This is a genomic window from Pseudomonas nitroreducens TX1 (assembly GCF_000313755.1).
Taxonomy (GTDB): Bacteria; Pseudomonadota; Gammaproteobacteria; order Pseudomonadales; family Pseudomonadaceae; genus Pseudomonas; species Pseudomonas nitroreducens_A.
The window spans coordinates 1-11,933 of record NZ_AMZB01000060.1; the positions used below are offsets into that span (position 1 = coordinate 1).

Annotated in this window: 10 protein-coding genes and 1 pseudogene; 7 read left to right on the forward strand and 4 right to left on the reverse strand. The window is 65.9% G+C overall.

What is annotated here, in order from left to right:
- The coding region (locus C167_RS0101865) for a PhoX family protein (protein WP_017516583.1) at positions 1-1,157 on the forward strand (1,157 nt) is incomplete at its 5' end.
- 218 nt (positions 1,158-1,375) lie between these two features.
- On the opposite strand, the gene fnr is transcribed toward C167_RS0101865, so the two are convergent.
- The gene (gene fnr / locus C167_RS0101870; RefSeq protein WP_017516584.1) at positions 1,376-2,077 is read right to left on the reverse strand and encodes a fumarate/nitrate reduction transcriptional regulator Fnr; all 702 of its coding nucleotides are present in this window, start codon (positions 2,075-2,077) and stop codon (positions 1,376-1,378) included.
- Positions 2,078-2,412: 335 nt separating this feature from the next.
- Between fnr and C167_RS0101875 the strand changes: the two genes are divergently transcribed.
- The 5 genes from C167_RS0101875 (at position 2,413) to C167_RS33505 (ending at position 6,969) form a co-directional block, all read left to right on the forward strand.
- The gene (locus C167_RS0101875; protein ID WP_051167932.1) at positions 2,413-3,132 is read left to right on the forward strand and encodes a hypothetical protein; all 720 of its coding nucleotides are present in this window, start codon (positions 2,413-2,415) and stop codon (positions 3,130-3,132) included.
- A 106-nt stretch (positions 3,133-3,238) separates the two neighbouring features.
- A complete protein-coding gene (locus tag C167_RS0101880; protein WP_017516586.1) occupies positions 3,239-4,528 on the forward strand; it encodes an NAD(P)/FAD-dependent oxidoreductase in 1,290 nt (429 codons plus the stop codon).
- A 13-nt stretch (positions 4,529-4,541) separates the two neighbouring features.
- Complete coding sequence (locus C167_RS0101885) at positions 4,542-5,093, forward strand: helix-turn-helix domain-containing protein (RefSeq protein WP_017516587.1); 552 nt, start codon at positions 4,542-4,544, stop codon at positions 5,091-5,093.
- A 76-nt stretch (positions 5,094-5,169) separates the two neighbouring features.
- On the forward strand, positions 5,170-6,519 hold the full coding sequence (locus tag C167_RS0101890) for a glutamine synthetase family protein (RefSeq protein ID WP_026078742.1): 1,350 nt from the start codon (positions 5,170-5,172) through the stop codon (positions 6,517-6,519).
- 291 nt (positions 6,520-6,810) lie between these two features.
- Positions 6,811-6,969, forward strand: a complete 159-nt coding sequence (locus tag C167_RS33505; protein WP_017516589.1) for a YqaE/Pmp3 family membrane protein — start codon at positions 6,811-6,813, stop codon at positions 6,967-6,969.
- Here C167_RS33505 and C167_RS0101900 read toward each other — a convergent pair.
- From C167_RS0101900 to C167_RS0101910, 3 genes are all read right to left on the reverse strand, one after another.
- Positions 6,966-8,534: a PAS domain-containing methyl-accepting chemotaxis protein gene (locus tag C167_RS0101900; protein WP_017516590.1), complete on the reverse strand. Its 1,569-nt coding sequence runs from the start codon at positions 8,532-8,534 to the stop codon at positions 6,966-6,968. The two genes, C167_RS33505 and C167_RS0101900, sit on opposite strands and share 4 nt — an antisense overlap.
- Positions 8,531-10,711, reverse strand: coding sequence for a putative bifunctional diguanylate cyclase/phosphodiesterase (locus tag C167_RS0101905; protein WP_017516591.1), 2,181 nt, complete (start codon positions 10,709-10,711; stop codon positions 8,531-8,533). Before C167_RS0101905 ends, C167_RS0101900 begins: the two co-directional genes overlap by 4 nt.
- Positions 10,712-10,877: 166 nt before the next feature.
- Positions 10,878-11,201 (reverse strand): hypothetical protein, encoded by a 324-nt coding sequence (locus C167_RS0101910; RefSeq protein WP_017516592.1) that lies wholly within the window; start codon positions 11,199-11,201, stop codon positions 10,878-10,880.
- A gap of 571 nt (positions 11,202-11,772) precedes the next feature.
- On the opposite strand from C167_RS0101910, the pseudogene C167_RS34070 reads away from it, so the two are divergent.
- Positions 11,773-11,895, forward strand: a pseudogene (locus C167_RS34070) (type II toxin-antitoxin system HicB family antitoxin); the annotation flags it as partial.
- Positions 11,896-11,933: the final 38 nt, after the last annotated feature.

The window sequence follows — 11,933 nt, forward strand, 5'->3', positions numbered from 1 at the left end:
ACCAGTACTTCGTCAACCGCGACAAGGCCGACTACGCCAAGCGCGTTGCGCACAAGCGCTACGGCCTGTCCAACGGTCAGTTCAGCAACTACTACGCCTGGGAGGCGGTGGACGCGCGCTTCGACGCCACGCCCAAGGCCGACCAGCCCCATGGCGGCCACGTCAACGAACCGAACCGCTTCGGCTGGGTGGTGGAGATCGACCCGTTCGACCCGACGTCCACGCCAAAAAAACGTACCGCGGTGGGCCGCTTCTGCCGCGAGTGCTCGACCCTGTCGCTGGGCGCCGACAACCGGATGGCTTTCTATTACGGCGATGACACCAAGGGCGAGTACATCTACAAGTTCGTTCCGGCCGGCACGTATATCCCGGACAACCGCGCCGCCAACCGCGACCTGCTGGACGAAGGCACCCTCTACGTCGCCCGCTTCAACGCTGACGGCAGCGGCCAGTGGCTGCCGCTGGTGCATGGGCAGAACGGCCTGACCGCCGAGAACGGCTTCCCCAGTCAGGCCGAGGTGCTGGTCAACGCCCGCGCCGCCGCCGACAAGCTCGGCGCCACGCCCATGGACCGCCCCGAATGGGTCGCCGTACAGCAGGCCACCCGCGAGGTGTACGTCAGCCTCACCAACAACGACGGGCGCGGCAAGAAGCAGCCGGTGGACGCGGCCAACCCGCGCAAGGACAACCTGCACGGGCAGATCCTGCGCTGGAACGAGGCTGGCGGTGATCCGACCGCCACCACCTTCGAGTGGGAAATCTTCCTGCTGGCTGGCGAGCACAAAGGCGCCGACGCACCGGAAAACCTGATCGGCACCATCAACGGCGATATCTTTTCCTCGCCTGATGGACTGTATTTCGACACCGCGGGCCGACTGTGGATCGAGACCGACTATGACGACGCCGAAGCGCCGATGCAGGCCATGGGCTGCAACCAGCTGCTCTGCGCCGACCCGCACAGCCGCGAGGTGCGGCGCTTCCTGGTCGGCCCGCGCGGTTGCGAGCTGACCGGCATCACCCAGACGCCTGATGGCAAGACCCTGTGGGTGAACATCCAGCACCCGACTATCAGCTTCCCGGCCAGCGACGGCAGGAGCATCCCGCGCTCCACGACGCTGGTGATCACCAAGGATGATGGGGGAGTGATCGGGACTTGATCGGGGTTGCGGGGAAGGGCTGCTGCTCGGGCTTCCCTCACCCCAGCCCTCTCCCTGGGGGAGAGGGTTAGGGTGAGGGGCTATTGGGAAACACAGGTGACTGGGCGGTTCGCGAGCAAGCTCGCTCCTACAGGGGGCGCCGTTCCCCCGCGATTGCCGGCGCTCGCCGATGCTCTTCGTAGGAGCGAGCTTGCTCGCGAACCAATCTCGCCGCGAACTCAGAGCTCGACCTCACCCCCGGCCAGCGCGCACAGCTCGGTGAAGTCGACGATCTCCGTTTCCCGTCCATCCACCCGGAGCAGGCCGTGCTTCTGCAGGCGGGTGAAGCTGCGCGATACGGTCTCCACCGCCAGCCCCAGGTAGTCGCCGATCTCGTTGCGCGACATGCTCAGGCGGAAGCGCGTGGCGGAAAAGCCGCGCTCGCGGAAGTGCGCGGAAATGTTCAGCAGGAAGGCCGCGATGCGCGAGTCCGAATTGAGCCGCGAGAGCAGCAGCTTCATCTGCTGATCCTCGCGGATCTTGCGGCTCATCATCAGCATGATCTGGTGCGACAGCCCCGGTATCTGAAGCGACAGCTCCTCCAACTGGCTGAACGGAATCTCGCTGCACAGGGTGCTTTCCAGAGCCTGCGCCGATACCGGGTAGCTGCCTTCGCCCATGCCGGAAAAGCCGAAGATCTCGGTGGCGAAGTAGAAGCCGGTGATCTTCTCCAGTCCCTGCTCGTTGGTGGTGAAGGTCTTGATCGAACCGGAGCGCACCAGGAACACGCTATGGAACGGATCGCCCTGGCGGAACACGAAATCCCCCTTGTGCAGCAGATGCCCCGGCTTGATGATCGCCTCCAGTTCCTGGACCTTGTCGTCGCTCAGCGTCGGCGGCGCCAGGCGGCAGTTCTTGCAGTACGGTTGCGGTTTGATCATCTGATTCATCCCTATCCCCATGCGCCACGCGCGAAGTGAAGCGGTCCTCGGGCGCATCGCCCCCACCTGAAACCATAGCAACTGAACCTGATCTGTCATCCGTCGGCCGGCGCAGAAGCGAAATTGGCCAATGGATTTTTCATACCGGCTTGACCCTTTCTTCACTGCGCCGCCTTCAGTCTCCACGAGCATGCGCCAGGGGTTATCGGGGGAGACCGCCAACTCCGGGGTGCATCGACGCACCTTGTCATCAAGGGCACGCGTCGATCCCACTCATTTCCGGAGACAAACCCGTGAACAACAAACTGCCACAGATCACCCTGGCCTTCTGGGTGATGAAGATCTGCGCCACCACCCTGGGGGAAACCGCCGGCGACCTGCTGTCGATGACCCTCAACGTCGGCTATGCGATCAGCTCGCTGATCCTCATCAGCCTGTTCCTCGTCACCCTGGTCGGCCAGCTCGCCAGCAAGCGCTACGTGCCCTGGCTGTACTGGCTGGTGATCCTCTCCACCAGCACCGCCGGCACCACCATGTCGGACTTCATGGACCGTACCCTGGGGCTCGGTTACGCCACCGGCTCGGCGATCCTGATCAGTATCCTGGTGGCGATCTTCGCGCTGTGGCGCTTCAGCGGCACTTCGCTGTCGGTGGACAACATTCGCAGCTTCAAGGGCGAGATGTTCTACTGGATCGCCATCCTCTTCTCCAACACCCTGGGCACCGCGCTGGGCGACTTCCTCGCCGACGACTCGGGCCTGGGATTTGCCGGCGGCGCACTGCTGATCGGCAGCCTGATCGCCGTGGTGGTGGCGCTGCACTATTTCACCAAGCTGTCCTCGGTGCTGCTGTTCTGGGTGGCCTTCGTGCTGACCCGTCCGTTCGGCGCGACCCTGGGCGACGTGCTGACCAAGTCCCACGAGAAGGGCGGGCTGGACTTCGGCACCATCGGCTCCTCGGCCATTCTTGCCGGCATTCTGGTAGCGCTGGTGGTGGTGGTCAGCGTGAAGCAGAAGCGCGAGGAGCAGAGCAGCGCAGCGGTGCTGTCATCCTGACGGTTTGACTTGCAGCCCGTCCCGTGAAAACGCGACGGGCTAGCCTTATGAAATTTGTTCTGTTATTTTTCATGAAAAATAATCAGAAAAATTTCACGAGGTCGCGATGTTCCTGCGTTCGCCCGAACCCGTCGGCACCTACTACGCCGGCGCCAACCCCGAGCTGATCCAGCCGCGCGATACGCTGCGCGAACCGCTGGAGTGCGAAGTCCTGGTGATCGGCGCCGGCTTCAGCGGCCTGCACACGGCGCTGCAACTGGTCGAAGGCGGCCGCCAGGTCTGCATGATCGAGGCCAGCCGCATCGCCTGGGCGGCCTCCGGACGCAACGGCGGGCAAGCGCTGCCGGGCTGGTCCAGCGACCTTGGCCCGATCGAGGACGACCTTGGCCACGAAGGCGCGTTGCGCCTGTGGCAGGGCATGCTCTGGGCCGCCCACGAACTGCGCGACCTGCCGCAACGCCACGGCTTCGACTGCGACTACCGCATCGGCCACCTGTGGACCGCCGTGCTGCAACGCCGGGTCGGTTCGCTCTACGACTGGCAGGCCGAAGCCAATCGCCGCTGGGGTTATGAAGGCCTGCAATTCATCCCCCGTGAAGACCTGCCGCAGTGGATCGCCAGCGACCGCTACCAGGCCGGCCTGTACGACCCGAACTCCGCGCACCTCAACCCGTTGAAGCTGGCTTACGGCCTGGCCTGCGCCATCGAGCGCGCCGGTGGCCGCATCTTCGAGCAGACCCGCGCACTGAGCTTCCGTGAAACTTCTGGTGGCTACGAAGTCACCACTGAACATGGCAGCGTGCGCTGCGCTTCCCTGGTGCTGGCCTGCAACGCCTACATCGACGGCCTCGACCGCGACGTCTCCGAACGCATCCTGCCGGTGGGCACCTACCAGGTCGCCACGGCACCGCTGGGCGAGGAGTTGGCCCGCTCGCTGCTGCCGAAAAACTGCTGCGTTACCGACAACCAGTTCGTCCTCGACTACTTCCGCCTGACCCCCGATCATCGCCTGCTGTTCGGTGGAGGCTGCACCTACCTGGGCGGCATGCCCTCGGACATACGCGCCGCCACGCGGCCCTATGTCGAGCGGGTATTCCCGCAGCTCAAGGGCGTGGAACTGGAATACGCCTGGGGCGGGCACATCGACTGCAGCATGCGGCGCACCCCGGACATCGGCCGGCGCGGCGATCTCTACTGGCTGCAGGGCTATTCCGGCCACGGCGTGCTGCCGAGCCTGGCTGCCGCCCACGCCGTGAGCGAAGCCATGTTCGGCCGCTGCGACGAGCTTGACCTCTATCAACGCATCCGCAATCCCGGGTTCCCCGGCGGCCAGCGCTTCGCCGCGCCACTGGAAGCCGTCGGCAAGGCCTGGTATCGATTGCGGGATTTCATCTGAATCGGATTTCGCCATGACCCAGACGGTTGCCAATGACCACCTTGCCACGCTGATCCGCGACCTGCGCAAGCACAAGAATCTCACCCTGGGCGAGCTGGCCGAGCAGATCGGCCGCTCGGTGGGCTTCCTTTCCCAGGTCGAGCGCGGCCTGTCGCAACCCACGGTCGCCGACCTCACCGCCATCAGCGAAGCCCTGGGCGTGCCGACCACCTACTTCTACGCCGGCGACACCCGCCGCGAGCGTGATTGGGTGACCCGCCCGAACGACCGCCGCACCCTGTATTACGCCGGTGGCGTCACCGACATCCTCGCCTCGCCGAACATGTCCGGTGGCTTCTCCGTGCTCGACAGCATCCTCGCCCCCGGTGCCACCAGCGGCGAAGGCCACCTGGACGACAGCTCGGAGCAGGGCGGCTTCGTCCTCGAAGGCGAGCTGACCATCTGGTACGAGGACGATACCGTCACCCTCTATCCCAACGACAGTTTCCAGTTGCCGCCGCACAGCCAGTTCCGCTACGGCAACCTCACCGACAAACCGACAAGGGTGCTCTGGATCTTCACCTGATTTCCCAAGCCAGCCCGCGAGGGTTGGTTTAGGAAAACGATCCGGCCGCGCCCCGCACAAAGGCCCTATAGAAATCATGAACCGCCCGATGCATCCCGACCTGCTCAGCGAAGTCCGCGCCTTCCGCCAGCAATACCCGGACACCCGCTACGTCGACCTCATCTGCCTGGACATTCCCGGCCACTTCTACGGCAAGCGCTACCCCGTGGACATGCTCGAGAAGGTCGCCGCCGGCAGCCCGCTGAAATTGCCGCAGAACTGCGTCCTGCTGGGCGTGCAGGGTGGCCTGCACCCCATCGGTGACTATTGCTTCAACGACGGCGACCCGGATGCGCCGCGCCGTCTGATCCCCGGTTCGCTCAAGCCGGTGCGCTGGGAAAACCAGCCGCTGGGGCAGATGCTGATCAGCTCCGACGGCACCGAGGCGCCCATCGAATTCGAACCGCGCGAAGTGCTCGCTCGCGTCATGCAGCGCCTGGAATCCAAGGGTATCCGCCCGGTGGTGGCCTTCGAGCTGGAGTTCTACCTGTTCGACAGGAAGCTCGACGCCGGTCTGCCGCAATACCCGCGCGACCCGCTGTGCGACGACGAGGATGACCAGCCGAACATGCACATCGAGCGCCTGTCGCGCTTCTCCGATGTGCTCCATGAAATCGTCGAAGCCTCCCGCGAGCAGGGCGTCGACGCCAACGTCATCACCGCCGAGATCGGCCCGGGCCAGTTCGAGATCAACTTCGCCCACTGCGACGACGGCCTGCACGCCGCCGACCAGGCCGCGCTGTTCACCCGCGCCACCCGTGGCGTCGCGCTCAAGCACGGCTATCGCGCCAGCTTCATGAGCAAGCCGTACCTGCATGCTCCGGGCAGCGGCATGCACGTGCACGTCAGCCTTTACGACCGCGACGGCAACAACCTGCTCGATCGCGACAACCAGCAGGCGCTGCGCCACGCGGTGGCCGGCTGCCTGGAACTGCTGCCGCACTGCATGCCGATCTTCGCTGCCAACCATAACGCCTACCGCCGCTATGGCTCCCGCGTGAACGCGGCGAGCAAGGCCAGTTGGGGATTCGAAGACCGCGATGCGTGCATCCGTATCCCCGAGTCCGATGGCAGGAACCTGCGCATCGAACACCGCCTCGCTGGCGCGGATGCCAACCCGTACCTGGTGCTGGCGGCGATCCTCACTGGTATGGAACACGGCCTGGAGGCTCGCCAGGAACCGATCCCGCCGCTCAACGAAGACCGCTCCAGCGGCATCGACTTCCCCCGCGACATGCTTGGCGCCGTCGCCGAGATGGAAGACCACCCGGCGGTGAAGGAAGGCCTGGGCAGCGAGTTCGTCTTCGTCTACTGCGAGAACAAGCGCCACGACCACCTGGACTTCATGAACGAAGTCAGCGCGCGGGAATATCGCTGGTTCCTCTGACGCGTGTTGCTCTTTGTAGGAGCGAGCTTGCTCGCGAACCGGCCGCTCCCCCGCGGACCGAATCATCGCGGACCAAGTCCGCTCCTGCGCGCGGGACCAGCGCCGATGCCCCCGGGTGCGTAGGAGCGGACTTCGTCCGCGATTGTCTACCCGCTGAAACCGTTATCAACGGCGGGCATGCGATCTCCGATGCCATTCGCCGCGCAATGCACCAGCGCCAAGTTCTCTGAACCCGCTCCGCTTCCCGGCGGTCCATTCCATGCATTGGGCAATCTCACAAGGAGCCACCGCATGGACTTCATCCGCATCCTCATCGCCATCCTTCTGCCGCCGCTGGGCGTGTTCCTCCAGGTCGGTTTCGGCGGAGCGTTCTGGCTCAACATCCTGCTGACGCTGCTCGGCTACATTCCCGGCATCGTCCACGCCGTGTACATCATCGCCAAGCGCTAACCCGTCCGGCTGCCCTCCCAGAAATGCTCCGCCAGCCTCCGCAGCTCCGCCGCCAGTTCCGCCATGCGCGCGGCGCTGCGCTGGCAGGTGCCGACCTTCGCCGCGTTGCTGTCGGCCGAGCCGCGAATGGCGTGCAGGCTGCGCTGCACGTCTTCGCTGGCGACCCCTTGTTCCTCGATGGCTTCGGCGATCTCCAGACTCATGCGCTGGATCGCCGAGACCTGCTCGCTGATCTTCTCCAGCGTGCCCGCCGCCTGGCCGGCCTGCTCCAGACTGGCCACCGCCTGGTCACAGCAGTGCCAGAGCGCTCGCACTGAATCCTCTGCGCCCTGCTGCAGGTTGCCTACCAGCGACTGGATGTCCCGCGCGGAATGCTCCGTGCGCGAGGCCAGTGCGCGGACTTCGTCGGCGACCACCGCGAAACCGCGTCCGCTTTCCCCGGCGCGTGCCGCCTCGATGGCGGCGTTCAGCGCCAGCAGGTTGGTCTGCCCGGCCACATCACGGATCACGTCGAGCATCCGCGAGATCGCCTCGCTGTGCTCCTTCTGCTGCTCGACCGCCGTGCTTGCCGCGCGCACGCCGGCTTCCAGCGCGGCAAGTTGTCCGCGCGTGCCCTGCACATCCCGATGCCCGGACTGGGTGATGCGTTCGCTGCACTGCGCCGCCACCGCGCTGTGCTGCGCATGGCGGGCGACTTCCTGGACGCTCTGTGCCAGTTGCTGCATGGCGCTGGCTACCTGCTCGGTTTCGCGTTGCTGCAACTGCGAAGCCGCGCTGCCGCCGGCCATGGCGTCGGCCAGGGCAGCGGAATGTTCGGCCAGTTGCCGCGAGGCGTCCGCCATGCGCCCGACCACCGCGGCGGTCTCCGCCTCCAGCATGCGGAAGGCGAAATCCAGCTCACCGAATTCGTCGGCGCGGCCCGAGTAAATCTGCTGGCTCAAAGGATTGTCGGCGATCTTCCGCGCCCGCACGATCAGCGCCCGCAGTGGTTGCAGGCGCAGTGCCACCCAGGCGCCAGAAACGCCCAGCGCCAGCAGGAAAGCCAGCGCCGTCAGCTTGGGCGACAGTAGCGCGAGCAGGGCGCCGCCGGCTTCGGCCAGCAACAGGCCGAGCAGTAATTGCGCTATCAGCGGAAGGCGAGGGCGACCCCGTTTCGCGCCTTCGCGCAGGCGCGCGTAGAGGTTCTCCGCTTCGGCGATCTGCTCGGCACCGGGCCGCGTGCGCACCGACTGGTACTCCACGATCTTGCCGCCATGGTGGATCGGTGTGACGAATGCGCTGACCCAATAGTGGTCGCCGTTCTTGCAGCGGTTCTTCACCAGTCCCATCCAGTTGCGCCCGGCCTGCAAGGTCTGCCAGAGGTGGGCAAAGGCGGCGGGCGGCATGTCCGGGTGGCGTACGCGGTTGTGGTTGAAGCCCAGCAGTTCCTCGGCCTCGAAGCCGCTGATTCGCAGAAAGTCCGGGTTCACATGGGTGACCGCGCCCTTTAGGTCAGTAGTGGAGAGGATGTTGGCGTTGGCCGGCACTTCCACCTGGCGCCCGGTGATGGGCAGGTTGAGCTTCATCGCTGATGCTCCAGGCGGGACTGAAACAGTTGCTCCGGCGCCAGCGGCTTGCTGAACAGGTAACCCTGTGCGTGGCGGCAGCCTTCCTGACGGAGGAAGTCGAGGTGCTCCTGGCGTTCCACGCCTTCGGCCACCACCTCCAGGCCCAGGCTGTGGCCCAGGCCGATGATCGCCCGGCAGATGGCGCTGAGTTCCGGGTCGTCCGGCACGCGGGTGATGAAGCTGCGGTCGACCTTGAGGATGTGCAGCGGGTAGCGCTTGAGATAGCCCAGCGAGGAATAGCCGGTGCCGAAGTCATCCAGCGCCAGGCGCACGCCCTCGGCGGCCAGTTCGCGCAGGCAGGCGAGGGTTTCCGCGCCGTCCTGCATCAACAGGCTCTCGGTGATCTCCAGCACCAGGCTGCGCGGCGACAGGCCGCTCTCGGCGAGGATGCGCTGCACCCGCGCGGCGAAGCCCGGCTGCTGCAACTGGCGGCTCGACAGATTGACCGAGCAGTACAGGTTTCTATGCCCCTGACGCTGCCAAAGCGCCGTTTGCCGGCAGGCCTGGCGCAGCACCCAGTCACCGACCGGGACGATCTCGCCGGACTCTTCCAGCGCGGGAATGAAGTCCAGCGGCGAAACCGATTCGCCGTTGTGCTTCCAGCGCAGCAGTACTTCCACCGCTTCCCAGTGCGGCGAATCGCGGTCCAGGCGGACGATGGGCTGGTAGTGCAGGCTGAATTCCTCGCGGCGCAGCGCCTGGGCCAGCGCGCTTTCCAGGTCCAGGCGGCGTTGCGCCTCAGCCTGCAGCTCCAGGCTGAAGCGCGCATACTGCGCCTTGCCGGCCTCCTTGGCGCGGTACAGCGCGAGGTCCGCGGCCTGCAGGGTGTCGATGGCCTGGCCGTCGGTCATCAGCCCGGTGATACCGATGCTGGCGCTGACCACCAGCGTGCGGCCATCCACATGCAGCGGCTGGCGCAGGCAGTCGAGCATGCGCTGCGCGACCTGCTCGGCGTCGGCCAGGCTGGCGAGGTCGTCCAGCAGCACGACGAACTCGTCGCCACCGAAGCGCGCCAGGTGATCGCCCGGCCGCAGGCAGCGCAGCAGGCGCTGGGAGACCTCCACCAACACACGGTCACCCACGGCATGGCCGAGGCTGTCGTTGATCAGCTTGAAGCGGTCCAGGTCGATGAACAGCAGGCCGGATTCGCGCGCGCCGGGGCGGCGCTGGCGCATCAGTGCCTGTTGCAGCAGTTCGTCCAGGCGCAGGCGGTTGCCCAGGCCGGTGAGCGGGTCGTGCCGCGCCGCGTGGCTGAGCTGGTGTTCGCTGGCCTTGTGCTGGCTGATATCGGTCTGCGAGCCGGCCATGCGGCCATCGGTGATCACGCCGCGCGCCAGCACCCAGAGGTAATTGCCGTCGCGCTGGCGGATGCGGTACTCGTGGCTGAGCAGCGCGCTGCTACCGCGCAGGTGCGCGTCGATGGCCTTGCGCAGGCCTGGCAGGTCGTCCGGGTGCACGCGGGCGAACCAGCTGGTGCTGCCTTCGCCCAGGTTGTCGCGGGTCAGGCCGAGCATGCGTGCCCAGCGCTCGGAGACGTAGAGACGGTCATTGCCCAGGTCCCAATCCCAGATGCCATCATTGGCGCCACGCAGCGCCCGGGCATAACGCGCCTCGCTGTCCTCCAACGCCTGGCGCTGGGCGGCGCCATAGGTGTCGATGGCCAGCGACATATCGAAGAACACCCGCTTGAGCAGGCTGGCGTAGGTCTTCGCTTCCGGCGCATCGCCCATCAGGTCGGCGAGCATCTGGTCCAGGTACAGGCGATAGGCACCCAGGTACCACTTCAGCTCGACGCCCACCTGCTGGTGTACCAGCCCGATGCGCAGGCGGTCGCGCACGTAGTCGGCATCCTGCGGGGCGTCCCACAACTGGCGGTAGTACTCGAGCTGGCTGCACTTCAGGCGCGCCAGTGTAGCCGGCTCGGCGAGGATAGCCCCCAGCGGCGGGTAGTTGCGCAGGTGGTCGTAGAGCTGCTCGATGAAGCGTTGGTGGCAGCCTTCCAGTTCGGCGGCGCGGCCGTGGAGATGGCAGCCATCGTCCTCGCGCCACTCCAGGTAACTCAGGCGCTGATCGACTTCCATCGTCGACAGGCCGATGCGCTCGAGCACGCTCTCGAGCTTCGGTCCCAGGCCCATGTTCGGCTCCTTGCGGGTTTGCTGTTTTTGTCGGGCATGAAAAAAGCGCCGGCTCGTCGACCGTCGAAATCGACGGCGACCCACTCGGCGCTTTGTCTTGCAGGCCCACAAGTCCTGCCCGGCAAAGCCAGCTTCCGCAACGGCGGAACGCGGGGTGGTTTGTTTTTTACACCAGCGGGCGGGGGCCCGACAACTCCTGCAGCGCGCCGCTCAGGCGCTGGCGCAACTCGCCCAGTTCGCGGGAACGGAAGGCGTGGCGGGTTCTCTCCAGCACCCCGATGGCATCGGCCAGCAGCGCCTGCAGGCGTGCCGAATCGCTCAAGGGCGCGTCCTTGAACCATCGGCACAGCGGTGCCTGCTCGCAGTTGCGCGGTCCTTCCATCACTGCGCAGGGCAGTTCGTACGCTGCCAGCAACGCACGAACCTGGCGCGCCAGCGCCGGGTCCTGGGAAGTGACCAGCAACTGGACTGGGTACCGGTGGAGAGTCATGACGGATTCGCTCGTGGCAGGGAGATGCCAATTTAATGGCTAATGGCTATTTGATATTGACGCCTGTCATGTTGGCGGAGCGCTTGCGCCAGATCGTCGACGGCGGGTGTGAAGTGACTCGCATTGCGGTGCCGGAAAACTGCCTTTGCCACCTGACGTCACGCCTCCAGCTGACACCGAACAGGCCGCTTTCCCGCGTGCGGGAGAGGGGCCGTTCGTACCGGCTGACGCTGTGGTTTTCTCGTGCTCCGCACCCTGACCCTCTCCCTTCAGGGAGAGGGGAAGTGAGAGGGCCGCACCTTGCTGGAATCACCTGGGAACGGTCGCCGTTCACAGACTTTTTGGGCACGCCCCCGCGGCAGCGTGAAGCGATGGGTATCGCTTCGCTCCACGCCATCCTACGAGAAGCACGCACATCAGTGCAGCGAACGCACCTGATCTTCCATCATCCGCACCGCGTCGCTCCAGCGCACCCAGCGCTTGCCGTGCCAGTCCATCACCCTCATCAGGTGGCCTTCCAGCGGCTCCATTCGCCGTTGCGGCAGGTGTGGATTGTGCTGCTGCGCATCCCTCAGCGCCGCTGCCCGAACACCTGCTGCAACGCATCGACGACCGCGTCAGCAAGGACCAGCGCTACAGCTCCCGCTCCGGCTTCCTCGCCACGGCGGCGCTGCGGGAACTGGCGCAGTCCTGATCGCCTCATGGCAGAAACGCAAAAGCCGCGCATCCGCG